Annotated in this window: 25 protein-coding genes and 1 tRNA gene; 6 read left to right on the top strand and 20 right to left on the bottom strand. The window is 37.1% G+C overall.

Annotated features, from left to right (window positions below; all coding sequences use genetic code 11):
- Window positions 1-120: 120 nt before the first annotated feature.
- From JM83_RS11215 to JM83_RS11185, 7 genes are all read right to left on the bottom strand, one after another.
- Window positions 121-194 (bottom strand) — tRNA-Arg (locus JM83_RS11215).
- A gap of 129 nt (window positions 195-323) precedes the next feature.
- The gene (locus tag JM83_RS11210; protein WP_144962141.1) at window positions 324-1,160 is read right to left on the bottom strand and encodes a M57 family metalloprotease; all 837 of its coding nucleotides are present in this window, start codon (window positions 1,158-1,160) and stop codon (window positions 324-326) included.
- Between the two features lie 134 nt (window positions 1,161-1,294).
- On the bottom strand, window positions 1,295-1,573 hold the full coding sequence (locus JM83_RS11205) for an ATP-dependent Clp protease adaptor ClpS (protein ID WP_144962139.1): 279 nt from the start codon (window positions 1,571-1,573) through the stop codon (window positions 1,295-1,297).
- 54 nt (window positions 1,574-1,627) lie between these two features.
- Window positions 1,628-2,461 carry a 50S ribosomal protein L11 methyltransferase gene (gene prmA / locus JM83_RS11200; protein WP_144962137.1) on the bottom strand — a complete coding sequence of 278 codons (834 nt, stop codon included), beginning with the start codon at window positions 2,459-2,461 and terminating at the stop codon, window positions 1,628-1,630.
- Window positions 2,461-3,216: a triose-phosphate isomerase gene (tpiA, locus tag JM83_RS11195; protein ID WP_144962135.1), complete on the bottom strand. Its 756-nt coding sequence runs from the start codon at window positions 3,214-3,216 to the stop codon at window positions 2,461-2,463. The genes prmA and tpiA overlap by 1 nt, the downstream gene beginning before the upstream one ends.
- 186 nt (window positions 3,217-3,402) lie before the next feature.
- On the bottom strand, window positions 3,403-4,500 hold the full coding sequence (locus tag JM83_RS11190) for a BT_3928 family protein (RefSeq protein WP_144962133.1): 1,098 nt from the start codon (window positions 4,498-4,500) through the stop codon (window positions 3,403-3,405).
- Between the two features lie 13 nt (window positions 4,501-4,513).
- Entirely contained in the window at window positions 4,514-5,059 is a 546-nt protein-coding gene (locus tag JM83_RS11185; protein WP_144962131.1) for a DUF1599 domain-containing protein, read from the bottom strand.
- A 97-nt stretch (window positions 5,060-5,156) separates the two neighbouring features.
- On the opposite strand from JM83_RS11185, the gene folP reads away from it, so the two are divergent.
- On the top strand, window positions 5,157-5,981 hold the full coding sequence (gene folP, locus JM83_RS11180) for a dihydropteroate synthase (protein WP_144962129.1): 825 nt from the start codon (window positions 5,157-5,159) through the stop codon (window positions 5,979-5,981).
- 29 nt (window positions 5,982-6,010) lie between these two features.
- Window positions 6,011-6,784, top strand: coding sequence for a diadenylate cyclase (locus tag JM83_RS11175; RefSeq protein ID WP_144962127.1), 774 nt, complete (start codon window positions 6,011-6,013; stop codon window positions 6,782-6,784).
- Between the two features lie 117 nt (window positions 6,785-6,901).
- On the opposite strand, the gene JM83_RS11170 is transcribed toward JM83_RS11175, so the two are convergent.
- On the bottom strand, window positions 6,902-8,671 hold the full coding sequence (locus tag JM83_RS11170) for an ABC transporter ATP-binding protein (protein ID WP_144962125.1): 1,770 nt from the start codon (window positions 8,669-8,671) through the stop codon (window positions 6,902-6,904).
- Entirely contained in the window at window positions 8,672-9,418 is a 747-nt protein-coding gene (gene truA / locus JM83_RS11165; RefSeq protein WP_144962123.1) for a tRNA pseudouridine(38-40) synthase TruA, read from the bottom strand.
- 109 nt (window positions 9,419-9,527) lie between these two features.
- Between truA and JM83_RS11160 the strand changes: the two genes are divergently transcribed.
- A complete protein-coding gene (locus tag JM83_RS11160; protein WP_144962121.1) occupies window positions 9,528-10,019 on the top strand; it encodes a metallophosphoesterase family protein in 492 nt (163 codons plus the stop codon).
- 140 nt (window positions 10,020-10,159) lie between these two features.
- Here JM83_RS11160 and JM83_RS11155 read toward each other — a convergent pair whose 3' ends face one another.
- Window positions 10,160-10,570 carry a DUF4293 domain-containing protein gene (locus JM83_RS11155; protein WP_144962119.1) on the bottom strand — a complete coding sequence of 137 codons (411 nt, stop codon included), beginning with the start codon at window positions 10,568-10,570 and terminating at the stop codon, window positions 10,160-10,162.
- A 187-nt stretch (window positions 10,571-10,757) separates the two neighbouring features.
- On the opposite strand from JM83_RS11155, the gene rho reads away from it, so the two are divergent.
- A complete protein-coding gene (gene rho, locus JM83_RS11150; protein ID WP_144962117.1) occupies window positions 10,758-12,491 on the top strand; it encodes a transcription termination factor Rho in 1,734 nt (577 codons plus the stop codon).
- A gap of 269 nt (window positions 12,492-12,760) precedes the next feature.
- On the opposite strand, the gene gldC is transcribed toward rho, so the two are convergent.
- Both gldC and gldB read right to left on the bottom strand, forming a co-directional pair.
- On the bottom strand, window positions 12,761-13,096 hold the full coding sequence (gene gldC / locus JM83_RS11145; protein WP_144962115.1) for a gliding motility protein GldC: 336 nt from the start codon (window positions 13,094-13,096) through the stop codon (window positions 12,761-12,763).
- Entirely contained in the window at window positions 13,096-14,055 is a 960-nt protein-coding gene (gldB, locus tag JM83_RS11140; protein ID WP_144962113.1) for a gliding motility lipoprotein GldB, read from the bottom strand. Before gldB ends, gldC begins: the two co-directional genes overlap by 1 nt.
- Window positions 14,056-14,160: 105 nt before the next feature.
- On the opposite strand from gldB, the gene nadE reads away from it, so the two are divergent.
- Both nadE and JM83_RS11130 read left to right on the top strand, forming a co-directional pair.
- Complete coding sequence (gene nadE / locus JM83_RS11135; RefSeq protein ID WP_144962111.1) at window positions 14,161-14,952, top strand: NAD(+) synthase; 792 nt, start codon at window positions 14,161-14,163, stop codon at window positions 14,950-14,952.
- 126 nt (window positions 14,953-15,078) lie between these two features.
- Window positions 15,079-15,717 carry a response regulator transcription factor gene (locus tag JM83_RS11130; RefSeq protein ID WP_144962109.1) on the top strand — a complete coding sequence of 213 codons (639 nt, stop codon included), beginning with the start codon at window positions 15,079-15,081 and terminating at the stop codon, window positions 15,715-15,717.
- On the opposite strand, the gene dnaG is transcribed toward JM83_RS11130, so the two are convergent.
- The 8 genes from dnaG to aroA form a co-directional block, all read right to left on the bottom strand.
- Window positions 15,710-17,671: a DNA primase gene (gene dnaG / locus JM83_RS11125; protein ID WP_144962107.1), complete on the bottom strand. Its 1,962-nt coding sequence runs from the start codon at window positions 17,669-17,671 to the stop codon at window positions 15,710-15,712. The genes JM83_RS11130 and dnaG overlap by 8 nt on opposite strands.
- Window positions 17,672-17,784: 113 nt before the next feature.
- The gene (locus JM83_RS11120) at window positions 17,785-18,840 is read right to left on the bottom strand and encodes a hypothetical protein (protein ID WP_144962105.1); all 1,056 of its coding nucleotides are present in this window, start codon (window positions 18,838-18,840) and stop codon (window positions 17,785-17,787) included.
- A gap of 226 nt (window positions 18,841-19,066) precedes the next feature.
- Window positions 19,067-19,825 carry a hypothetical protein gene (locus JM83_RS11115; RefSeq protein WP_144962103.1) on the bottom strand — a complete coding sequence of 253 codons (759 nt, stop codon included), beginning with the start codon at window positions 19,823-19,825 and terminating at the stop codon, window positions 19,067-19,069.
- Window positions 19,815-20,375, bottom strand: a complete 561-nt coding sequence (locus JM83_RS11110) for an RNA polymerase sigma factor (protein ID WP_144962101.1) — start codon at window positions 20,373-20,375, stop codon at window positions 19,815-19,817. The genes JM83_RS11115 and JM83_RS11110 overlap by 11 nt, the downstream gene beginning before the upstream one ends.
- 256 nt (window positions 20,376-20,631) lie before the next feature.
- A complete protein-coding gene (locus JM83_RS11105; RefSeq protein ID WP_144962099.1) occupies window positions 20,632-21,609 on the bottom strand; it encodes a polyprenyl synthetase family protein in 978 nt (325 codons plus the stop codon).
- A gap of 48 nt (window positions 21,610-21,657) precedes the next feature.
- On the bottom strand, window positions 21,658-22,701 hold the full coding sequence (rlmN, locus tag JM83_RS11100; protein ID WP_144962097.1) for a 23S rRNA (adenine(2503)-C(2))-methyltransferase RlmN: 1,044 nt from the start codon (window positions 22,699-22,701) through the stop codon (window positions 21,658-21,660).
- A 134-nt stretch (window positions 22,702-22,835) separates the two neighbouring features.
- Window positions 22,836-23,891 (bottom strand): tRNA preQ1(34) S-adenosylmethionine ribosyltransferase-isomerase QueA, encoded by a 1,056-nt coding sequence (gene queA / locus JM83_RS11095; protein ID WP_261376444.1) that lies wholly within the window; start codon window positions 23,889-23,891, stop codon window positions 22,836-22,838.
- An 87-nt stretch (window positions 23,892-23,978) separates the two neighbouring features.
- Window positions 23,979-25,202: a 3-phosphoshikimate 1-carboxyvinyltransferase gene (aroA, locus tag JM83_RS11090; RefSeq protein WP_144962093.1), complete on the bottom strand. Its 1,224-nt coding sequence runs from the start codon at window positions 25,200-25,202 to the stop codon at window positions 23,979-23,981.
- Between the last annotated feature and the right edge of the window lie 44 nt (window positions 25,203-25,246).

Here is a 25,246-nt window from a genome sequence, read left to right as displayed (position 1 = left end):
TAACCTCCGAGGTATCATTTTATACCAAACAACATCAAATTAAATGAACCCCTAAAAACCACGAAACCACGCAAATCTAAGGATTTGCGTGGTTTTGATGCTATTTAAGATAGCTTTTAGTGACCTCGGCTGGATTCAAACCAGCAACCTCTTGAGCCGTAATCAAGTGCGCTATTCAGTTGCGCCACGAGGCCTTTTTGCGGGTGCAAATATATGTTTTATTTTAAAATTAGAGAAGCATTATTGATCTTTTTTGAATAAAAAAAGTGAGCGTTGGGAACGCTCACTTCAGATTTTGAAACACCTTTCTGGTTGGTTAAGTTTTAATATAAATAATTGAATGCAGTAACATCATTAGACCCAAATTCTCCATCTTCGTTTGCAGAGAAACAAGCCAACATTACAGAAGTAGAATCATAGCCGGTTGGAGTGCCTGGAATATGCACAGCTCCATCAGGTTCTGCAGCTTCTCCAGATTGCCCACAGCTTTGACGACTAAACCAATCTGTATGGCGCATTCCTAAGGTGTGACCAATTTCATGTGTCATTACATGCTCATTGGTATCTACACTATATTGCTCCATTCCATTAAATATCTGAATATATTTGTAAGGATTACCATTACTTGGGAAGCCAGCTACCCCACCTGCTTGACCATTTGTAGTTTGATAAACTACAATATCGTAAGGTGTATAGTTCGTTCCAAAAGTCAAGGTAAAAGACAATCCAATATTTAAGGCATTGTAATTATTTATTGCATACTGTAAAGCTGTTCTTTGTTTAGAAGTTAAAGCTTGAGAACCTCCAGTATATCCAATTACATTTATCGTTCTGTTATTACTAACTAAATTATATGTACGATACTGTTTATCTTGAATATTGCTGGGACTCATATTATTAAGCTGGCTAGCACTTAATGCAATATCTCCTTCAACTATATAGGTTTTTTCGAAACCGCCACCTGGCAACATGATTTTTCCCACTTCCGCTCCTTTAGGGTTAAAATGTAGGGCTGCAATTTTTTGAAGTACAGATTCCGGCACTTCAGAATTTATGGCTAAAGCTTCTTCTTCTGGCAATGTGGTTAATTCATCTTTTTCACAAGAAGTGAATAATAATCCTGCTCCCGCAAGAAATAAAAATAATTTGTTAGTTTTCATAAGTAGGTTTTAGTTATAATAACCGTCAAGGTGTTTCGAAATCCTTAACTATTATGGCACAAACTTACGAAAATTATAATATATGTAGGAAAAATATTTCAATAATTTCAAAACAAAAAGCTAAAATTCAACCTTTAATCTGTTATTTCTGCACTTAATCCAGCTTCCAGCAATTTTGAGCATCTTGGTTTTAGATCATTATAAGGTCCTGTTTTTACTGTACATTTCCCTTTATAATGCACCAAAAGAGAACATTGCTCGGCTTGCTCCGGGGTATGGTCGCAAGCATAAATAAGGGTTTCAATCACATGATCAAAAGTATTATGCTCATCATTGAACAATACGATTTCATGGTTTTTATTCTCTTTAGTAACGGTTTTTCTTTCTTCTAATACCTCTTCTTTCGTGCTCATCTTCAAATGCTTATGTTTTATAAATTCGATTACAAAGATACAAATTCTTATAAATTATTCTTTCACAAAACTTGCTGCAGTCCAATTATTTTTAACCAATTTATTTTCAAATTTCAGTCCGTTTTTAGTGCAAACTTCCTCTATCGCTGGAATATCTTCAGTGTAAAATCCGCTTAAAAACAGCTTGCCTCCACTATTTAAACATTTGCCATAAGCAGGAATATCTTCCAGCAGTATATTTCGGTTGATATTGGCAAGCACCACATCGTATTGTTTGCCTTCCAACAATGCTGCTGTTCCCTCGGAAACGGTAATGTTTTTACAATTATTTCGCTCTATATTTTCCAGGGTATTTAAATAACACCAATTATCGATATCTATTGCATCTAATGTGGTGGCTCCCTTCATTTCTGCAAGAATAGCTAAAACCCCGGTTCCGCAACCCATATCCAACACTGATTTTCCTTCCCATTCAGCATTAAGAATATGCTGAAGCATCATATGCGTAGTTGCATGATGTCCGGTCCCAAAAGACATTTTTGGTTCAATAACAATATCATATTCTGTATCCGGTTTTTCATGGAAGGGTGCTCGCACCGAACATTTATTGGCCACTACAATTGGATTGAAATTCTTCTCCCACTCACTGTTCCAATTAACTTGTTCTATTTCTTGGGAAGAATAAGTTATCTCAAACTCATCTGACTCCAAGATTTGAATATCCTCCAAAATCTGATCCTTAAACTCATCAGTCTGAATATAGGCAGTGATTCCATCTTCATTTTCAACAAAACTTTCAAAACCTGCATCCCCCAATTCTGCGATCAATATCTCCGAACCTGGTTGTGTTGGGCTTATTTTAAATTGAACTTCTAAATAATTAGCCATTATTCAAAAGCATTTACAATGGCTAAAAAATCTATGGCATTTAAACTAGCTCCACCAATAAGTCCTCCATCCACATCTTCCTTCTCAAAGATCTCTGCGGCATTACCAGGTTTCACACTACCACCATATAAAATAGAAACATCCTGAGCGATCTCGTCCCCAAACTTATTTGCAACCAAACCTCTTACATATTTATGCATTTCCTGAGCTTGCTCAGGAGATGCTGTTTCTCCTGTTCCAATGGCCCAAACTGGTTCGTAGGCAAGAACAATATTTTTCCAGGAATCTTTACTCACATGAAATAAGCCATTTTCGAGCTGCTCTTTCACAACCTCGAAATGCTTTTCAGATTTCCTTTCTTTCAGTTCTTCCCCGAAACAAAAAATAATCTCCATATCATTTTTAAGCGCTGTATTTACTTTTTTTGCCAGCAATTCATCGGTTTCGTTAAAAAGTGCTCTACGTTCACTATGGCCTAAAATCACGGTATTCACCCCAATACTCTTTAACATTTTTGCTGAAACCTCTCCGGTGTATGCACCGCTTGCTGCATAATGCATATTTTGGGCAGCAACTTTTACCACAGTTCCTTTAAGCGACTGAAAGGTGTTATATAAATTCACAAAAGAAGGTGCCACATAAACCTCGCAGGTTGGTTCCTTAACCATTTGCAGCTTTAAATGTGAGATCAGTTCCTGCGTTTCAGCCAGGTCATTGTTCATTTTCCAGTTTCCTGCAACTATATTTTTTCTCATTATATATATTTTAAATTATTATAAATCTATCTCTGATGCATCTCCCCATCTCGTCACCCTGAACTTGTTTCAGGGTCTCCTCCCGTATTACTGGGATGCTGAAACAAGTTCAGCATGACGAAAAACCTAAATATAGATTAGTCAAAAGTAATTACTGGTATAAAAAGTATATTCAATTCAATTAAATTATTTTAAATCTATTTCTAATGCATCTCCCCAATGCTTTTTCTGGGTTATTGTGGCATTCATTAATGTCAGGATCCCAGGGTTTGCCCGAACAATTGTCTTAAGCACTGTTTCATCGCTCTGATAAAAATCAAATTTCAAACTAAATTTAGAAGTGATCTCTTTTTTAAGATCATCTCCGGAAGCGGTTAACCCCACTACCGTATATCCCTTTTTAAGTGCTTTCCCGCTCAATTCTTTTATGGCACTAAAACCTTCTCTCTCCGTTTTTCTTAGATCGTAGGCAACTATGAGCAGCAATTTCTTTTTGCTCAAGATCTCCTTAGTAATATCCTGTCCATCTTTTAAAATTGAAAAATCCGGGATTTTCGGTTTAAATCCTTCAGAAATTAAAGCTGTTTCTACACCCACATATTCACCTTTTACATTAGGATAAGCCCCAGAATTTTTAATAAGTACCTCTTCTCCATTCCTATCAAATTTCCAACGATATTCATAAACCGCTTTTTTAGCATCCTTTGGGATTTTCATCTCCTCCAGCAAATTATTGCCCACTTTATAAGCTCTAAAATCTATTGCCGGTAAATGCATAAGCACATAATAAGCAAAAATAAAACAAAGCATAAACGACAAGAAAATGATCCATCTATGGGAAACTGGAGCAAATATTGGAGCAATCAACTTTCTATTAAAGAAAAGCAGTAAAATAAGCCCTAATAAGATGGCATCTTTATAAAAGGACTGCCATGGTGTGAGCGGCAACGCATCCCCAAAGCACCCACAATCTTTAACCTTATCGAAATATGCCGAATAAAATGTAAGAAAAGTGAAGAACACGATCATTAACAGGAGGCTCCAAAGTGTGAATTTTGGCAAGTATCCTATAATAAGCATGATCCCTAGCACCAATTCAAAAATAACAAGAAAAATAGCAATTACCAGCGCAAAAGGCACTAAAACCTCTATATTTAATACTTCTGCACTAAAATATTCCTGAAGCTTAAAAGAAAATCCTATTGGATCATTCAGCTTTATAAATCCGGAGATTATAAACAAAATGCCCACAAATATTCTGGCAACCCCAACAAATATCTTCATTTATTTCTACTTTTCAGGCAGTATTTCCTTCCATTAAAATCATGGCAAAGACCGCATAATTTATCATATCTTGGTAATTGGCATCTATCCCCTCGCTTACAAGCGTTTTACCTCTATTGTCCTCGATTTGTTTAACCCTAAGCAATTTCTGGATAATAAGATCTGTCAAGGAACTCACCCGCATATCCCGCCAAGCTTCCCCGTAATCATGGTTTTTATTTTCCATTAACTCCTTTGTAAACTTGATTTTCTCATTATACAGCCTCATTGCTTCCTCTACTGATAGATCTGGTTGCGTAGCAATTCCCAGTTCCAACTGAATTAATGCCATTATTGAATAATTGATGATCCCTATAAATTCCGGTTTTTCGTCTTCTTCTACTTTCCTTACCCCATTCTCCTGAAGGCTTCTTATGCGTTGTGCTTTAATAAAAATCTGGTCTGTTAAAGACGGAAGCCTTAAAATGCGCCATGCACAACCGTAATCTTTCATTTTATTTACAAACAACTCGCGACAAGTTTTAATTACCGCATCGTATTGTTTTGAGGTATCCTTCATAGAACTATTCTAATTTGCGTAAATTTCGGGCAAATAATTTAGATAGTCAAAGTTAATTTAGCCTCCTCTTTTCAGAAGAAATATTATAAATTCCGCCATGACCATTAACTGTAAAGGTACTTTAATAGACTTAGCAACCCCCAAAGTAATGGGGATCCTTAACATTACCCCAGACTCCTTCTATTCTGAAAGTCGAAATGTGTCATTATTAACCTTGCTTAAAACTGCTGAAGAAATGTTGGAACAAGGAGCCACATTTTTAGATATTGGAGGATATAGCACAAGGCCCGGCGCCCAAGATATTTCTGAAGCTGAAGAATTAGATCGTATAATCCCAGCCATTCAAGCTATTCTCAAGAATTTCCCTGAAAGCATTATCTCCATAGATACTTTTAGAAGTACAGTTGCGACTGAAGCTTTGAAAGCCGGTGCGGCCATGGTAAACGATATTTCTGCCGGAAACCTGGATGAAAATATGCTGAAAGTGGTTGCAGAATTTCAGGTTCCATATATCATGATGCACATGCGGGGCAACCCAAAAACCATGAAAAATCTTAAGGACTATACAGACCTTACTCAAGAGCTACTATTTTATTTTTCTGAAAAAATCTCGGCTGCGAGGGCTTTGGGAATCAATGATATAATTGTAGATCCCGGGTTTGGGTTTTCCAAAAATATAGATCAGAATTTTGAATTGCTTTCCAATCTCAGGAAGTTCAAGGTGCTAGGGCTTCCCATCCTTGCTGGGTTATCCCGAAAATCCACTATTTATAAAACTTTGGGTTGTTCTCCGCTAGAGGCACTTAATGGAACCACAGTTCTAAATACGATGGCAATTGCCAATGGCACCAACATTTTACGTGTGCACGATGTAAAAGAAGCTATGGAAACCGTAAAATTAATGAGTCAGCTTACATTCTAATTTTCTATTTTTACACAAAGCCTTAAAATTTGGATTTCTTAAACCTTCGTATTCTGGATATTGTAGACATTGTTTTTGTTGCAATATTGCTTTACTATCTATACAAGCTTGTAAAAGGGACGGTTGCAGTAAACATCTTTATTGGTATCGTGATCGTTTACCTTATGTGGAAGCTTACAGAATTGCTTCAAATGGAACTTTTAAGCAGCGTGCTGGGAGAATTCATTGGGGTGGGAATGTTCGCCCTAATTGTGGTTTTTCAGCAGGAAATACGTAAATTCTTGCTGATGATTGGCTCCACAAACTTCACACAGAGAAGAAAATTCTTCAGGCAATTTAAGTTTGTGAAAGACGACACGCAAATAAAAACCAACCTCAATGCGATAGTGAAAGCCTGCGAAAGCATGGCGAGATCTTATACCGGCGCCCTTATTGTAATTCAAAAAAGCACAAAACTGGACTTTATTAAAATTTCCGGGGATGCCATGAATATTGAATTGAATCAGCCAATCATTGAGTCGGTGTTTTTCAAAAATTCCCCACTTCACGATGGCGCCATGATTATTGAAGATAATAAAATCACCGCCACAAGAGTCATACTTCCTGTATCTAACGATAGATCCATCCCCTTAAGATTTGGGTTAAGGCATCGCGCCGCTGTCGGGATTACTGAAAAAACAGATGCCCTGGCATTGGTAGTAAGTGAGGAAAACGGACAGATCTCTTATTTAAAGGATGGTGAATTTGTCATTTTTGAAGACACCAACGAGTTGGTGAATAAACTGAAAGAAGATCTTACCTGATACCTCGAGAAGCAAATCAAAAACCTCGGAGTAAGTCCACGAGGTATGTACTAGAAACACTTTTGACAAATTTGAGGTAAACCTCGGGGAATTTTTCGCTCAAACCCTCAATGAGGGTTAAATAGACTCCTCTTCTGCCATAAATTGCACTTCATATAAATTCTTATAGAAACCATTAGCAACCTTCAAGAGTTGTTTGTGCGTCCCTATTTCAACTATTTTTCCGGCATCCATCACCAAAATCCTATTTGCTTTTTTGATGGTTGCCAATCTATGAGCGATCACTATGGACGTTCTGTTCGCCGTAATTTTATCTGTTGCATCCTGGATCAACTGCTCGCTGTAAGAATCTACAGAGGAGGTTGCTTCATCCAGCACCAAAATACTAGGGTTAGACACATAAGCCCTTAAAAATGAGATGAGTTGGCGTTGCCCAGATGAAAGCATCACTCCCCGTTCCTTTACATTATAGTGATAGCCATTTGGCAATGAGCTTATAAATTCATGAATTCCAATCTCCTTTGCAGCTTTTATCACATCTTCTTCGCTAACCTCAGGATTATGAAGCGTGATATTATTCAGGATTGTATCTGCAAATAAAAACACATTTTGTAATACTACTGCAATCTCCGCCCGCAATGTTTTGAGGGTGATATCCTTAATATCCATTCCGTCTACCAAAATCCTTCCGGCATCAATTTCATAAAACCTATTCAGCAAATTGATCACCGTAGACTTGCCGGCTCCCGTAGCCCCAACAATAGCGATGGTTTCACCAAGTTCAGCTTTAAAAGAAACTCCTTTAAGCACTTCTTCGCCTTCATCATATCCAAATCGAACATTTTCAAATTCAATTTCTCCTTTTAAATTTGATATCGCTTTGGTCCCGGTATCCTTAATCACAGAGTCTGTGTCCAGAATCGCAAAAATCCTATTGGCAGCAACCATCCCCATTTGAAGGGTATTGAATTTATCGGCTATTTGACGAAGTGGCCTAAAGAGCATTTGAGCCAGTTCAATAAACATGATAATAATTCCCAAACTAAGCGCATCGCTTTCTACCACTCGCAAACCACCATACCAAACTATTAAACCAATAGTGATGGAAGTAGACATCTCTGCAATGGGAAAGAAAATGGAGTTATACCAAACGGTCTTAATCCAAGCGCTTTTATGTTTTTTATTAATATCTTTAAAATTCTGATATTCAACATCTTCCCTTGTAAAAATCTGAACGATTTTCATACCTGTAATACGCTCTTGTACAAAGGTGTTTAAGTTCGCAACCTGATTTCGAACATCTTCAAAAGCGATCTTCATTTTTTTCTGAAAAATCCGGGTTGCGTATAAAATAAAGGGCAAAACTATTAAAACCAATAAGGTTAACTGCCAACTTTTATAGAACATAAATCCAAGAACAACCAACATTTTTAAGAGATCACTGGCAATCATAAACAGCCCTTCGCTAAAGATACTTGCGATGGTTTCAATATCACTTACCGCTCGAGTTACCAGCCTCCCAACTGCAGATTTATCGTAATACTTCATTTTAAACTGAAGCATATGCCTAAACAAATTCACTCTTAGATCGCGTACCACTTCCTGCCCCAGCCAGTTGGCAAAATAAATAAAGAGGAACTGAAAGATCACCTCTAGAAATAAGACTGCCAACATCAGGGAGATATAGAAAACCAGATTATCATTGTCTTTGGGAATTATGGAATCATCTATGGTTATTTGAAGTAAATAAGGCCTTAAAACCGCAAAAAAGGACAACAATATGGCAGCCAAGGCCACAAAATAAAATGTCCACTTATATGGATTCGTATATTTTATAAGTCTTTTAAAAAGACCAAAATCAAATGCGTTACCTGTAGCTGCTGCCATTTATTTATTTAAAATAGATGTTGGATATTCAATTTTAACAAGGAACAGTGCTTTTGCCGGAACAGAGGTTCCCGCTTCCTGCCTGTCCCTGCTTTCTATTATTTCATGCAACCTGGAAACGGGAGTTTTACCTAAACCTATTTCCAATAATGTGCCCACAATTGCCCTTACCATATTCCGCAAGAACCTATCTGCCGAGATCTTAAATATCAAAACGTCCTTTTCCCTTACCCATTGTGCCGAAATGATCTTACAATTATAGGTGTGCACATCGGTTTTGGATTTGGAAAAACATTTAAAATCTGTATAATTTAATAAGGTGCCTGCTGCCTCATTCATTTTATTTACATCCAACCCGTTTTTCACATAATGAGCAGTTTCAAATCTAAATGGATCCTTTTGCTGCACCACATAGTACGCATAACTTCTACCAGTAGCATTAAAGCGTGCATGTGCTTCGTCGCTAACTTCAATGAGATCGTACACGGCAATATCATCTGGCAGTAAGGAATTCAGCTTATAAATCAATTTATCTTTATGCTTAATCTCTTTACTGTCGAAATGTGCGAAATATTCACTGGCATGAACCCCGGCATCGGTTCTTCCAGCACCAACTACGGGAGTTTCCACCCGCAATGCGGTTAAAAGGACTTTCTCCAAAATTTCTTGTACGGAAATAGCATTTGGTTGATATTGCCAACCATGATATGCCTTCCCATTATACGCCAGTTCTATAAAATATCTCAATCTAAATTGATACTTTTACGTGATTGCCTGCAAAGATACGGCAAACTTCGTAACCCTATCAGGGTTCATTAATCAGTTTTCAGAAAAACCAAAAATTAGAATTTAAGATTTGAAAAAGATTTTATTATTAAGCGATACCCATAGTCATATAGACGACCGAATTTTACACTATGTAAAAGAAGCAGATGAAGTATGGCATGCTGGCGATATAGGGGATCCAAAAGTAACCGACCAAATTAAAGCGTTAAAACCTTTGAAGGCTGTCTTTGGAAATATAGACAATCATGAAATCCGAAAGGAATTTCCATTGAATCAACGTTTTCTATGCGAAGAGCTGGATGTTTGGATCACCCATATTGGTGGTTATCCCGGGCGATATTCGCCCGCGGTCAAAGAAGAAATCAAGAAAAATCCGCCAAAATTATTTATAAGTGGACATTCGCATATTTTAAAGGTGATGAATGATAAATCCCTTCAACTACTACATATGAATCCCGGCGCAGCAGGAAAATATGGATTTCATAAAAAGAGGACCATGCTACGTTTTAAAGTTGAAGGAAGCACTATTTTCGATTTGGAAGTGATAGAACTGGAGAGTTAAATGCCATTTTAAATGTTCTAAGGCAATAAGTGTGTGGATTGAAAAAAATCTTCAAAATTTAAACCCACTTGTGGGCATAAAAAAACCCGAAGCTTTCACTTCGGGTTTTCTACGCACTAATAACACTAAGATAATAGGTTTTATCGTAACCGGTCTACAGATTTTACGAGATCTTCATCCTTTTTTATGGCCTTATTGGCCAAAACTAAAAAAACGATAGAAAGAACAGGAATAAACATCCCAATACCCTTCTCGGAGATTTCCATCTCTCCAGGTACACTTAGAGACCAATACACAAAAACTCCTAGCAAAAAAAAGTTTAATAATATATTGATTCGCCCCAAAACAAATTGAAGCTTTCTGTTTTTAAATAAAAATATACTAATAAAAGAAAGAACTGCAGAGCCTAAGAAAAGGCCCATCGCTACCAACACTTCTTCAACAAAAATGGATTCTCCCGCTTCATTGCTCCACAAAGAAACAAAAAATATTAAAACACCACTTATTAAAGCGGCAAGAAATAAATAAATAGTTTGAATACGTTGCAACATGATATTACCTCTATTTGGACAGCAAAAATAAGTGTTTCTTTTTAGAAATGGTATTCAAAAATTTAAAATAAAGTTGTATTATTGCAGTAAGAATATGTAACCAATTCAAAGTAGGTTACTTAAGTCTCCAAATTTTTTTTTCGATTCTTCCCCGAGAAGTTTACAATAAACAAACACAATCTTATTCATGTTTGAAATTTCAGATTTAAAAGCTAAAAAGCTTCCTGAGCTTCAGGATATCGCCAAATCATTAAATGTCCCTAAATACAAAACGGTTAAAAAGCTCGATTTGGTATACCAGATTCTGGATTATCAGGCAGCAAACCCAACTAAAGTGAAAGAGGCATTGAAAGATGAAAGCCCAGCCAAACCGGATAGCTCCGCTAGTCCGAAAAGCAAGAGCCCTGCAAAGACCAGGACCAAAAGCAAACCCGCTAAAAAAGCAACACCAAATCCTAGCAAGAAGGAACCTGAAGCAAAACCTTCGGCTACTTCTGATAAGACTGATGAAACTAAACCGGTTTCCAAAGAAACTTCTCAGGAACGAACTACAGAAAGAAAACCAAGACAGGAAAGATCGAGTGATGCTCCAAAGCGTCCTGTTCATAAAAATCAGCCTGTAAAAAAGGACGATAAACAAAACACTTCCCGAGACACCAGATCCTCTAGAGAACCTAGAAAAGATTCTAAGGACAACAGAGGAAACAGATCTGATGGGAATAGAGCTGATGGCAATAACTCGGGAAGCTCTAAGAACAATGGAAATAGGGATAGTAGAAATAGGTACCGCGAACCAGACTATGAATTTGATGCGATCATAGAAAGTGAAGGAGTTCTGGATATTATGCAGGATAACTATGGTTTCCTAAGATCTTCAGATTATAATTACCTTTCTTCTCCAGATGATATATATGTATCCCAATCTCAAATTAGATTATTCGGGCTGAAAACCGGAGATACTGTTTTAGGACAAATTAGGCCTCCAAAAGAAGGAGAAAAATATTTTCCGCTTATAAAAATCAGCAAAATTAATGGGTTGGACCCACAAGTGGTTCGTGACCGTATTTCTTTTGAGCATTTGACCCCTTTATTCCCAAAGGAGAAATTCAACATTGCAGAAAGACAGAGTACCGTTTCTACAAGAATCATGGACTTGTTTTCTCCAATTGGAAAAGGACAACGTGGAATGATTGTTTCCCAGCCAAAAACTGGTAAAACAATGTTGCTTAAGGATATTGCAAATGCAATTGCGGCCAATCATCCAGAAGTATATCAAATAATTCTTTTAATAGATGAGCGTCCAGAAGAAGTAACAGATATGCAACGTAACGTTAAAGGAGAAGTTGTTGCTTCTACTTTTGATAGGGAAGCTCATGAGCATGTAAGAGTTGCCAACATCGTTTTGGAAAAAGCAAAGAGAATGGTAGAATGCGGGCATGATGTAGTGATTTTACTTGATTCCATTACCCGTTTGGCAAGAGCATACAACACCGTTCAACCTGCCAGTGGTAAGGTATTAAGTGGTGGTGTAGATGCAAATGCTTTACATAAACCAAAACGTTTCTTTGGTGCTGCCAGAAATATTGAAAATGGCGGATCTCTTTCTATTATTGCAACTGCTTTAACAGATACTGGTTCTAAAATGGATGAAGTTATCTTTGAAGAGTTCAAAGGTACCGGAAACATGGAACTACAACTGGACAGAAAGATTGCAAACAGAAGAATTTTCCCTGCTATAGACCTTACTTCTTCAAGTACACGTCGTGACGACTTGCTTCTTGACGAAACGACCTTACAACGCATGTGGGTAATGAGAAAGTATCTTGCAGATATGAACCCTGTGGAAGCAATGGAATTTATAAATCAGCGTTTTAAACAAACGAAAAACAACGAAGAGTTTTTGATCTCCATGAATGGATAAAAGAGTCCACCGACTCATTTAAATATAAAAAAACCCCAACAATTTTAAAATTGTTGGGGTTTATATATTGATTTGCTTGCCAATAAAATATCAAACCAAACAAGAAGGTCATTCTGTCCCGAGCGTTCGGTTGTTTCCGAATCTTTATTGAGTGTAAATGAAGATAATATTGAGACCCTGAAATATCCCGAGGCTTCGGGACAGGGTGACAAAAGGTTTATTCTGTCATAGAACGAATATATTAAATATATTCACCTCAACTTTAACAACTACTGCTTCAACTCCATTTTTTCAGCAAAATAATCGCAGAAATCCTTCATGGTAGCGGTCATTTTTTCGTCTTGTGTAGCTCTATTAAAAGTATCGCTCATTGCAACCAGTGTTTGATGAAAGAACTTCTTCATTTCATCTACAGGCATATCTTTGGTCCATAGGTCTATGCGTAAAGTTTCTTGCTGCTTGCCATCCCACATGGACAACATCATGGCTTTAGCTTCCTCTTTATGGATAGCTCCATCGTCTGCGCTCCAGTACAATTCTTCGGGAACTTTATTCTCATCTAATATAACTTCAATATTGATTTCAGATTTCTTGAATTCTGCCATTATTTCTTTGGTTTATAATTTGCCTTATTAAAAATTGTTTCTGCATCTGTAGTCAGCATTTCCTGAATACTCAGCTCATTTTTGTCCATATATCGCCGTATCACTTGCCAGCCTATAAACTGTCCTAATCTTGCCGGGGATTCTGCATCCAGTTCTAAATAGAATTTAGAAAATGGAGCAGGATAAAGGAACCTGGAATACAGTTCAGGATTCGTATCGAATATCACTTCTTTTTCAACGAAATATCTCCATATTTCTTCCTCATTTTCAAGTGCCCACTTCAATTCTTCTTCTGTATATCCAATTTTATTATGATCGGCTACCTTTGGCAAAAAGCGATCTTTTAAATAAAGGATTTTACCGTAGTAAAGCATATGCGCCAAAAAAGTTTTAGAATCAGGCTGAGGCACATACACCTCTGCGATCTCATTGGCAATATCTGGAAGGATCTGGTCTTTTTCAAAATTCTTTTTTAGATATTCCTGTAATCCTATATAAAACGGGTGCTCTTTTCCTAAATATGTATCTAACGAAATGAATAAATAATCTGGAGTCAATAACACTTTATTTCTATAATCCACTTCAGAAGTAATCGTGATTACATGTGGAACCTTAAAAGATGGAAAGTAATATTTAGCATGCTGAAAAAGGGCATATAACCCATCTTCTTCCGAAGAAAAATCAGGGAAGGCTTTTTCCACCTCTTCATTTAATTCTTGCTGAATGGTATCATTGGCTTTTGCAAGCCACATACTATCTGTAAATTTTTCAGGAAACAAATAAGGGTATTCAGCTTTTAATTGAGGTAAATTATCTGCCGTGACCTGTGCGAATTTCTTGTCGAAACGAGTTACTTGTAGATCTATGGATATCTTCTCGATCTCTTTCTCCTCTTCTGACCGTGATTCGCAGGCAACCAAAATTAAAATCAAAAAGACAACCCCAAATAATCTAAACATATGTTATTATTGTGAAGCCTTTAACGCAGGCGGTTTTTAATACTACTTTAAACTTGCTAAATTTGCTTGCAAAGGTATTACTTAGAAATTTAAACACCCAAAATTATGCAAACTGAAAAGGTAGTAAATCACATTGTAGATTGGTTAAAAGACTATGCGACCGCAGCCAATATGAATGGATTTATTGTCGGGATAAGTGGAGGGATAGACTCGGCCGTTACTTCAGCCCTATGTGCCAAAACCGGAATGCGCACCTTGTGTGTAGAAATGCCAATCCACCAAGCCCTTACCCAAGTGGGACGGGCCCAATACCATATTGCCTATTTAAAAGAACATTTTGCCAATGTTACCAACTTAGCTGTAGATCTCACCCCTGTTTTCGAACAATTTAGGGAAGCAGTGCCTTTTGAAGGGGAAAACCCAAATATCGAACTCACTTTAGCAAATACGAGAGCAAGATTGCGTATGACCTCCTTATATTATTTTGCTGGTTTACATAAATATTTGGTGGCCGGAACCGGCAATAAAGTTGAAGATTTTGGTGTAGGATTTTACACCAAGTATGGAGATGGTGGAGTAGATTTAAGCCCTATTGCAGACTTAATGAAAAGCGAAGTTTACGAAATTGGAAGGTTCTTAAATATAAGTGAAGAGATTTTGAATGCAGCCCCTACAGATGGACTGTTTGGGGATAGCAGAAGTGACGAAGACCAAATTGGAGCGAGCTACGACGAACTGGAATGGGCAATGGAAATGGACCGATTGGGAATGAATGTCGAAGATTATTCTGGAAGAGAACACGAAGTTTTTGAGATCTTCAAAAGCAGGAATAAAGCAAATAAGCATAAAATGGTTCCAATACCCCTTTGCGAAATCCCCATTAATCTTAAAAATTAAACTTTTTATCGATTAAATGAGTTGAGTGGTTCTATTAAAAGATTAAACTGGTAATTTTAAATTAATTCATCTAACAATCGAACTAACGGGCATACCTGCTGCTGTAGTCTAAGCCAACACATTCCTATGAGTACAATTTTAATTGCAGACCACCATCCTATTACACGTGAAGGAATAGAATCCTTACTTAGGGAGCAAAATGAACTAAACGTTATTGGAAGCGTAACCAACAGCAATGAGCTAACAAAATCCCTAAGAATTCATTCTCCAGACGTTCTAGTGATAGAAATAGACCTACCAGAGATAAATGGAATTACTGCGCTGCGCACCATTAAAACCGAATTTCCCAGAATTAGGATTTTGGTTTTTAGTTGTCACCCCGAGGAAATGTATGCATTAAGTGCGATAAAAGCAGGTGCGTCCGGTTATTTATCTAAAACAGCTTCTATAGAGAAACTTTTTAATGCAATCCAACAAGTGGCAAGAGGTGGGATTTACTTGAACAAGAATATAACCGATAAAATAAACTCTGGAGCTACACACGGAAATGGTTTAATCGCGAAATTCAAAAGGTTATCTACCAGGGAAACCGAAGTTCTTAATTTACTTTCTAATGGTAAACGGAACAAAGATATCGCCGAAGCCTTGGACATCAATGAGAAAACTGTGAGTACTTATAAGACCAGGTTGCTGAAGAAACTTAAAGTAGATAACCTAGCCGATCTTATTAACCAATCTAGATTGCTACAACTTCGCGTTACATAACACGGTTCAACTTATCGGAAAGAATTTTCTTAAGCGAAAAATAATCAATAATATCATCCAGAGAACTTGGCGCACCATCTACAGTAGATGCTTCTTTAATTTCTTTGGATAATTCATCGATCTTTTTGGTAATTAAAAAACGCCTAAGCGCAAGGATAGTCTCATTTACCAATCTGGCAATACTGGCATCTTTTTGCTTTACCATGATATCCATACGTTCCCAATCATGTAGGATATACTGTTCCTCTTCCATCAAGATATTGGTAACCTCACCAGATAATTTAGCATCCAGTTCATTCACGAAGGTTTCTAGGGTGAGCTTGCCTTCCTCATTCAGCTTAGCTATCACAAGTCCGTATAATTCCTTAAAGAGTTCATTGGTAAAGGCCACCTCATCTTCCTGAAGATCCAAATAGATCTTCTCAAAAACCTTCGCTTTTTGTACTTCGGGCTCTAAAACCAATTCTCCCTGTTTATTCTCTTTCCAAACCAGGTCTTCAAATTCCTCCTCCACAGATCCATATAAAAGCAAGAGGCTGATTATTTTTCTTTCCAGCACAAATAGCTCATCGACCTTTGTTTGCGGAGAGGTTGCCTCCTTTACTACTTCAAAAGTTTTTTTGTTTCCTTTATTTTGGGAAGTGTTTTTCCCTTCTTTAACCAGCAGTTGGGACAAAGTGGAAAACAACACTTCTTCAGAAATATCCATGATCCTGGAACATTCCTGAATATAGACTTCCTGCTGAATTTGATTTGGGATCTTTGCAATACTCGAAACCATATCATGAATTAAATTTGCACGCTTCACAGGATCGTTCTTCGCATCTTGATATAAAAGAGAAGCCTTGAATTCTATAAAATCTTTTGAATTTTCTTCTAAATATTCCTCCAATTCGGTTTGGGAATTCTTCTTTGCAAAGCTATCTGGATCTTCGCCATCTGGGAAAACCACCACTTTTACATTCATCCCTTGCTCCAAGATCAGATCGATCCCGCGAATGGCTGCACGCATTCCTGCTGCATCTCCATCAAAAAGCACGGTAATATTCTTGGTGAGCCGATTGATAAGCCTTATTTGCTCTGACGTTAAGGCGGTACCAGAAGAAGAAACGGTATTTTCGATTCCACTTTGATGAAACTGGATTACATCTGTATACCCTTCCACCAAATAACAGTTATCTTCCTTCGCAATGGATTGCTTTGCATGATAAATACCATAAAGCACGTTGCTCTTATGGTAAATATCGCTTTCTGGGGAGTTTAAATATTTAGCTGCTTTTTTATCGCTCGTCAAGATCCTCCCTCCAAATCCAAGAACCCTACCAGACATGGATTGGATAGGGAACATTACCCTTCCTTTAAACCTATCGAATTGCTTTTCGCCCTTTACGATGGTCAATCCGGTTTTTTCCAGATAATCCAATTTGTAGCCTTTGCGGATCGCTTCGGAAGTAAACGCATCCCATTCGTCCAAACAATAACCTAGTCCGAATTTTTTGATGGTTTCATCTGTAAAACCGCGTTCTTTAAAATAACCAAGACCAATGGCTTTCCCTTGATCGGTTTTAAGCATGGTATTCTGAAAATACGTACTGGCAAATTCAGAAACCAGGTACATACTTTCACGTTCATCTAAAAGTTGTTTCTGCTCGTCGGTCTGCTCGGTCTCTTCAATCTCTATATTATACTTCTTGGCGAGATATTTTATAGCCTCGGGATAGGTGAAGTGTTCGTGCTCCATCAAAAAGGCCACGACATTCCCTCCTTTTCCACTGGAAAAATCTTTCCAGATCTGTTTCACGGGAGAAACCATAAAACTTGGCGAACGTTCATCGGTAAACGGACTTAAACCCTTGAAATTAGATCCAGATTTTTTCAACTGCACAAAATCGCCCAAAACCTCCTCTACCCGGGCGGTTTCAAAAACTTGGTCTATGGTGTTTTTTGAAATCAACTATTTTAGGAAAATATAATTTGTAAGTTGAACCAAATGTAACAATAAATAAAAAAAGAGACTATTTTTCTATTGCTAGAAATAGTCCCTTTCTCCAACTTAGCAGATGGTACTTAATCTATGTCAAAACGCAAACCAAGGGAGATGTTCCGCATTTCCAAATTAGGATCGTCAAATAAAGGATTTAGATCATATTTTATATAAAGTGCCGTTCCTCCAAGGCTTACATAACTGCTTAAACCATATACAAAATCATTGGTATTGTAGTTACCTTTCAACTTATCCTTCTTTTTATCACCATCTACCTTATATTTTAGTTTTTGGCGCTCCCCAATATTGAATCCGGCGTAGCCACCAACTCCTATTTTAAACTGGTTTTTGGTGCTGAATCTAAAATAATCTGCTCCTTCTGTCTTCTTGGAAGGTCCAAATTCAAAATGTAAAGGAAATACCAGATTATCTGTTCTAAACTTAGATTTATCCAAATCGTATTCAAATTCTTCCAATTCTGTTAGATCTCCATTTTCAACAAAGTATCTATTGTCTGTAGGTTTTAATCCATTGAATTGAAAGGAAACCCCATATTTTACGCGTAGCCAATTTGTATTTTGAAATACCCTTGTTTTCCAAGCCCATCCAATTTCAAAAAAGCGGCTTCCACCTATTTTAAAGTCGGAATCATCCAAAGAGTTTTCATCTGAGATCACATTATTGAAACCTGCAGCAAGTACAAGATCACTGGTAGTCCTGCGATCAAAAATACGTTTTCCATCACTTGTATTAATATTCAAATCTATTATTTTACCATTATCAAAAATACCTAGATAATCTGTATGCTTATTTCTCCCCTCCAAAGCTATCTCATTTTCTAAAATGGCTATTCTATTTTCTATATTTAATGCTCGTTTTTCAGCTGCTTTTATTTTCATTGAACTTGCCTGATCCGGAGTGATCAAATTATTTTCTAATCTGTAAGCGATACCTTCTAGATCAAGTTTTAACGCTACTTTTTCCTCTTCAATAATCTTTTGTTTTTGTTTTTCAAAAAACTCACTTTTAATGTATAATGAATCTTTTGAATTGGAAGGAATACTGTCATTTTGCGCTTGCATCTCCTGCATGGCAAAACTGAACATAATAAGGCTAAGAGTTACGATAATTGTTTTCATGATGATGTTGGTTTTTAAATGTCCTCTGCCTACCTCCTCTTTGGAAGAGGTGGCTTATTGGACTTGATTGATGAATGATTTAATCCCTCATTGAGGGTTTTATTCCCCGAGGCTTGCCTCGAATTTTTAAAAGTGTTTTTCAATTTATGCCTCATGGGCTTGTGGCAAGTTTATTGAATTTTACTTTCAAATCTTTGTGATGATATAATGGCTAATTCTATCCTACTTAATAATTCCTGTTTGCAACTGCGGTCCTCGCTTTTGAGTATCCTTCTTTTAGCATCTCAAAAATCTTGTCGCGAAAGGAATTGTCCATTTCAAATTCTACATCTTGCAAGAGTTCCTCAGGGTTCACCTTTCCTACTGCAACATCTGTTTTATACTGCTCCTGGCTAATTTTAGCGGCCGCTTCTGCAAGCAACATATTCACCTCAGCATCTGTAACGGTTTCTCCGTTTTTGGTTTGCGCAAGTACATTTGCCAAGGCATCGTTTATTGTTAAGTCCAGTAATTTATCGGTGGTAGGTTCTATAGATGTGCTTATCTTTTGTTCTTTTAGCAAAGCCTTATTATCCAAACCTACTATTTCCCCTCTATTTTTTACTAAAGACGTTCTTTCATTATTTTTTGGAATAGCTAATTCATCTGTATTTTCTGAAATAGCCACTTGTTCTGCCTCTTTCTGAACTTCAGTAAAAATCTCTTTTGAAGATTCTGCTGGAGTTTTCTCGATTTTCACTTCATCTTTAGGCATATCCACCATTTTTGGTGAACCTGAAGGAGTTGAGTTATTAAAAACCAAACTTAAGATCAAAATTCCACCAATGATACTTGCAGCAATTCCCATCCAAAATGCAACTGGTCTTTTCTTTTCTTGGGTCGAATCTAATTTATCACTTAGTTTCTCCCAACTTCCCGCAGATGGAGCGATCTCCCGAGCCTGCAACTGCTGTTTTATTTTATCTTCAAATCTTTCAGTTTCCATAACTTGAAGTGTTTTTTAGCTCTAATTGTTCCTGTAACATTTTCTTCGCTTTAAACAATTGGGATTTTGAAGTCCCAACCGTTATTTTAAGTAATTCTGCAATTTCTGCGTGCTTATACCCCTCAACTGCATAGAGCACAAAAACCGATTTATAGCCTTCCGGTAATTCATCTATTAATTGCTGAATATGCTCTGCATCTATTTCAGCCTGAATAGCATCAAATCCTTCACTTTTCACAGATTCCATTTCTTCCTGAAACTCCAGCTCATTTTTTTTCCGAAGAAAAGAAATTGACTCTCGTATCATGATCTTTCTCACCCAACCTTCAAAACTACCTTCATGTTTAAAATCTTTTAAATGTGTGAACACCTTAAAAAATCCCGTTAACATGGCATCCTCGGCATGCTGAAGATCTTTGATATACATTCTGCAAACGCTCAACATTTTACCAGAATGTTTGTCATAGAGATGCTGTTGGGCATCGCGATGGTTTTTCGCAGCTCTTGCAATTAATTGCTTTTCGTTTTTAAAAAGAGGTATTACTTTCACTAAGCTTATTTCAATTACTTGTAAGTTCCCTCACAAGGCATCTGTTTCGAAAACTAATTTTAAAATCGAGGCGAACCCGAAAAACCAAAGCCATCTATTTATATAGACGCAAGAAAATTACAAAAGGTTGCCTAGGTATTTATTTATTTTTGAATAAAGTTTGAAAAATGGCTTTTTAGGTGAGGAATTTATTTGTTTTGATAATGACATCTCGACTCCGCTCGATGTGACAATTGACAATTGTTTATTGAAGACATTATTTTTTCCGCTCTATCACGTAGTTCACCATCAGGACAAGGGAATCTTTATATGTAGATTCCGGATAATCGTTCAGGATAGAAAGTGCTTCTTTTTGATATTCCTTCATTTTGGTAACGGCATAATCCAATCCGCCATTGGATTTTACCAGAGCGATCACTTCTTTCACGCTCTTTTTATCCTTGTTATGGTTCTTGATAGAATTAATGATCCATTTTTTTTCTTTTGGAGTAGAATTATTAAGCACGTAGATCAATGGGAGTGTCATTTTTTGTTCTTTAATATCAATCCCGGTTGGTTTTCCTATTTGCTCTTCTCCATAATCGAACAGGTCATCTTTTATTTGAAATGCCATTCCAATAAGTTCCCCAAAGCGGCGCATTTTAGCAATTTCTGAAGATTCCGGTTTTACTGAAGCAGCGCCTAAACCACAACAAGCCGCAATTAAAGTTGCCGTTTTCTGGCGAATAATATCATAATAAACAGCTTCGGTAATATCCAAACGTCTGGCTTTTTCTATTTGAAGCAACTCCCCTTCACTCATTTCTTTCACGGCAATAGAGATGATCTTCAACAAATCGAAATCATTATTATCTATAGAAAGCAACAAGCCTTTGGAGAGGAGATAATCTCCCACCAAAACGGCGATCTTATTTTTCCAAAGTGCATTAATGCTGAAGAAACCTCGTCTTCTATTGGAGTCGTCCACTACATCATCATGAACCAAGGTTGCTGTATGGATAAGTTCTATCACCGCAGCTCCACGATAGGTGCGCTCGTTCACCTGTCCTTCAGAAACCATTTTGGCCACCAAAAACACGAACATGGGGCGCATTTGCTTCCCTTTCCTGTTAACTATATAATGGGTGATCCTGTTTAAAAGTGCCACTTTTGAAGACATGGACTCGAAGAACTTTTTTTCAAAAAGTTCCATTTCTTTTTCTACCGGTAATTTTATTTGTGAGATTACCTTCATACGGAATCAAATATAGCTAAAGATTATGGTTTAGGTATTTTTAGAATTTTATGAAGATTTGTTTGCCAATTGTCCACATGCCGCATCTATATCTTTTCCCCTGGACCTTCTTACAGTAACGGTAATTCCATTACGCTCCAAGAGAGACTCGTACATATGTGTTGCCTCTGAAGAAGCTTGCTGAAAAACCCCATCATCTATCGGATTGTATTCTATTAAATTCACTTTACAAGGCACATATTTACAGAACTGCACCAATGCTTCGGCATCTTTACGGGTATCGTTGATCCCTTCCCAAACAATATACTCATAGGTGATCCTGCTTTTGGTCTTTTCAAACCAATATTCCAGCGCTTCCCGAAGATCTACCAACGGAAAAGTAGCATTAAAAGGCATTATAGTGGTTCTTATGTCATCTATCGCAGAGTGAAGCGAAACCGCAAGTTTTACCTTAGTTTCATCATCTGCCAATTTCTTGATCATTTTTGGAACCCCGGAAGTAGAAATGGTAATACGCTTGGAAGACATCCCCAAGCCTTCTTTGGAAGTGATCTTCTCTACTGCCTTCATTACGTTGTTGTAATTCATAAGCGGCTCTCCCATGCCCATAAACACGATGTTGGACAAGGGTCTATCAAAATACAACCTGCTTTCGTTATCTATTGCCACCACCTGATCGTAAATTTCATCTGGATTTAAATTACGCATACGTTTTAGGGTAGCAGTTGCACAAAATTTACAATCCAAGCTACATCCAACCTGTGAAGATACACAAGCAGTAGTCCTCTTAGAAGTTGGAATTAATACCGATTCTACAGTTAGATCATCATGAAGTCTTACGGCGTTTTTAATAGTGCCATCACTACTTCTTTGCATTTGATCTACACGAATATGATTGATCACAAAATTCTCTTTCATCATCTGTCTGGTAGCCTTGGAAATATTGGTCATATCTTCAAAACTATGGGCACTTTTGTTCCAAAGCCACTCGTAAACCTGAGACCCACGAAAGGACTTATCTCCCTGAGCTACAAAGAATTCTTGTAATTGTTCCTTGGTTAAAGCCCGTATATCTTTCTTCTTGTCTTTCACGCTGCAAAAGTATGAAGATTATTAGGATTTACGGTAGGAACAAACAAATTCAAAATAGTGCCGAAAAAAGAAAACCACGAAGACTTCTCTTTAAATGAGCATATTCGTGGTCTAAATTGTTTTGAAAATGAATATTAGATAATCAACATTGCATCTCCATAAGTATAAAACTTATATTTTTCTTTAATTGCTTCGTCATATGCCTTTTTCATGAAATCGTGTCCTGCAAATGCAGAAACCATCATCATCAAAGTGGACTTAGGTGTATGGAAGTTAGTTATCATAGAATTAGCGATGCTAAAATCATATGGAGGAAAAATAAATTTATTGGTCCAGCCACTAAATTCGTTTAAAGTATGGTTAGAAGAAACCGCACTTTCCAACACACGCATACTGGTGGTACCAACAGCACAAATTCTGCGTTTTTCGCTCAAAGCCTTATTGATAATTTTAGTTGCTTTCTCTTCAATAAAAGCTTCTTCACTGTCCATTTTGTGCTTGGAAAGATCCTCTACTTCAACCGGGCTAAAAGTTCCCAATCCTACGTGAAGTGTAACTTCAGCAAAATCTATCCCTTTAATTTCAAGACGTTTTAATAGGTGCTTGGAAAAATGCAATCCTGCAGTTGGAGCTGCAACAGCACCTTCGTTCTTGGCATAAATAGTTTGGTAACGTTCCTGATCTTCTGGCTGTACCTCTCTCTTGATATATTTGGGAAGCGGGGTTTCCCCTAGTTCCTGTAATTTTTTTCTGAATTCTTGGTAAGAACCATCATATAAGAAACGGAGGGTTCTACCACGAGAAGTAGTATTATCTATAACTTCAGCAACAAGACTTTCATCTTCACCAAAATATAATTTATTCCCTATTCTTATTTTCCTTGCCGGATCCACCAACACATCCCAAAGCTTGGTTTCTGGATTTAATTCCCTTAACAAAAACACTTCGATACGAGCTCCCGTTTTTTCTTTGTTTCCGAATAAACGCGCAGGAAATACTTTTGTATTATTAAGAACCATCACATCTTGTGGTTCAAAATAATCCATTATATCCTTAAATAATTTATGCTCAATTGTTTGGTCTTTTCTGTTTAGTACCATCAAACGTGCCTCATCCCTGTTTTCTGCAGGATATTCAGCGAGAAGTTCATCCGGAAGTTCAAAACCAAATTGTGAAAGTTTCATTCCCATATTTTCATTTTTTAAAGGTCGCAAATATACAACCTCAACATAGGGGTTGTCAAGTAAATAGGTGTTTATTTAAGAATAGGGTTTGATCTAGACTTTCCCTACAGAAAATCCGATGGATTCCAGGTCTTCCCAAAACTCCGGATACGATTTTGAAACCACTCCGGCATCTTTAATTGTAAGCGGAACTCTTAACGCTAAAGGGGCAAAAGCCATTGCCATTCTATGATCGTTATAAGTTTCTACTTCTATATTTTTTTCTAAAGTAGTACATGGAGCTAGAGACAAGCTGTTGTTGGTAATTTCTACGATGGCTCCAAATTTCTCTAATTCGATTTTCAAAGCAACTAATCTATCAGTTTCCTTGATCTTTAGTGTATGAAGCCCTTTTAATTCACAAGCCATCCCCAAACCTAGACAAGTAACCGCGATCGTTTGTGCTAAATCTGGCATGTTTTGAAGATCCAAATGTAAACTTTTAGATTTTTTCCTCGATTCTTTTTTTAGCGAAATAGAGTTTTCATTAAAAGACGTATCAACTCCCAATCCCTTATAAATAGAAACTATTTTAGAATCCCCTTGCAAGCTTGTTTCACGAAAATTGCTTAATGTGAACTCTGCATTTTCGCTTAATGCTGCCAAAGAGAAAAAATACGAAGCAGAACTCCAATCTGATTCTATTGCCAAAGTTTTGGCTTTCACTTTTTTTGTAGGTTTAATTTTAATCGATTGTCCTTCAAATTGAGCCTGAATCCCAAAATACCTAAGCAATTCCAAAGTCATTTCAATATATGGCACAGAGGTAATTGGCCCTTCCAATTCGATCTCTAAACCATTCGGAAGCGATGGGGCAATAAGCATTAAAGCCGAAATATACTGACTGCTGATATTTGCTTGAACTTTTACAGATGATTTTTCAAGGTTTTTCCCCTTAATCCCTAATGGTGGAAATCCATCCTTTTCAGTATAGGTAATGTTTGCACCTAACCTACATAACGCATCTACCAATAGCTTAATTGGGCGCTCTTTCATTCTTGGGCTGCCGGTTAACACTGTTTCCATCCCCTCTTGAGTTGAAAAAAATGCTGTAAGAAACCGCATTGCTGTTCCCGCATGATGAATATCCACAGAACCCCCATTCGCCTTTAAGGCTTCTTGTAAAACAGAGGTATCATCACTATTGGATAAGTTGCTCAAAGAAATTGAAGGATACAAAGCTTGCAAAATCAAAGCTCGATTAGATTCACTTTTGGAACCGGTAATTTGAATTTCTCCAAAAAGCTTGGAATTGGGATGACTTAACTGAGCGTTCATATAACTTAAGATAAAAATAGATTAATGAGGAAAAATTATAGAAT

The sequence above is a fragment of the Gillisia sp. Hel_I_86 genome (genome assembly GCF_007827275.1).
Taxonomy (GTDB): domain Bacteria; phylum Bacteroidota; class Bacteroidia; order Flavobacteriales; family Flavobacteriaceae; genus Gillisia.
Note: the sequence above shows the minus strand (reverse complement) of the source record. Positions and strands in the feature narration are given on the sequence as shown.

Bases quoted from the DNA above. Each gene is read 5' to 3' on its own strand.
- JM83_RS11210 (WP_144962141.1), bottom strand. From the start codon at position 1,160: ATGAAAACTAACAAATTATTTTTATTTCTTGCGGGAGCAGGATTATTA.
- JM83_RS11205 (WP_144962139.1), bottom strand. From the start codon at position 1,573: ATGAGCACGAAAGAAGAGGTATTAGAAGAAAGAAAAACCGTTACTAAA.
- prmA (WP_144962137.1), bottom strand. From the start codon at position 2,461: ATGGCTAATTATTTAGAAGTTCAATTTAAAATAAGCCCAACACAACCA.
- tpiA (WP_144962135.1), bottom strand. From the start codon at position 3,216: ATGAGAAAAAATATAGTTGCAGGAAACTGGAAAATGAACAATGACCTG.
- JM83_RS11190 (WP_144962133.1), bottom strand. From the start codon at position 4,500: ATGAAGATATTTGTTGGGGTTGCCAGAATATTTGTGGGCATTTTGTTT.
- JM83_RS11185 (WP_144962131.1), bottom strand. From the start codon at position 5,059: ATGAAGGATACCTCAAAACAATACGATGCGGTAATTAAAACTTGTCGC.
- folP (WP_144962129.1), top strand. From the start codon at position 5,157: ATGACCATTAACTGTAAAGGTACTTTAATAGACTTAGCAACCCCCAAA.
- JM83_RS11170 (WP_144962125.1), bottom strand. From the start codon at position 8,671: ATGGCAGCAGCTACAGGTAACGCATTTGATTTTGGTCTTTTTAAAAGA.
- JM83_RS11155 (WP_144962119.1), bottom strand. From the start codon at position 10,570: ATGTTGCAACGTATTCAAACTATTTATTTATTTCTTGCCGCTTTAATA.
- rho (WP_144962117.1), top strand. From the start codon at position 10,758: ATGTTTGAAATTTCAGATTTAAAAGCTAAAAAGCTTCCTGAGCTTCAG.
- gldC (WP_144962115.1), bottom strand. From the start codon at position 13,096: ATGGCAGAATTCAAGAAATCTGAAATCAATATTGAAGTTATATTAGAT.
- gldB (WP_144962113.1), bottom strand. From the start codon at position 14,055: ATGTTTAGATTATTTGGGGTTGTCTTTTTGATTTTAATTTTGGTTGCC.
- nadE (WP_144962111.1), top strand. From the start codon at position 14,161: ATGCAAACTGAAAAGGTAGTAAATCACATTGTAGATTGGTTAAAAGAC.
- JM83_RS11130 (WP_144962109.1), top strand. From the start codon at position 15,079: ATGAGTACAATTTTAATTGCAGACCACCATCCTATTACACGTGAAGGA.
- JM83_RS11120 (WP_144962105.1), bottom strand. From the start codon at position 18,840: ATGAAAACAATTATCGTAACTCTTAGCCTTATTATGTTCAGTTTTGCC.
- JM83_RS11115 (WP_144962103.1), bottom strand. From the start codon at position 19,825: ATGGAAACTGAAAGATTTGAAGATAAAATAAAACAGCAGTTGCAGGCT.
- JM83_RS11105 (WP_144962099.1), bottom strand. From the start codon at position 21,609: ATGAAGGTAATCTCACAAATAAAATTACCGGTAGAAAAAGAAATGGAA.
- queA (WP_261376444.1), bottom strand. From the start codon at position 23,891: ATGGGAATGAAACTTTCACAATTTGGTTTTGAACTTCCGGATGAACTT.
- aroA (WP_144962093.1), bottom strand. From the start codon at position 25,202: ATGAACGCTCAGTTAAGTCATCCCAATTCCAAGCTTTTTGGAGAAATT.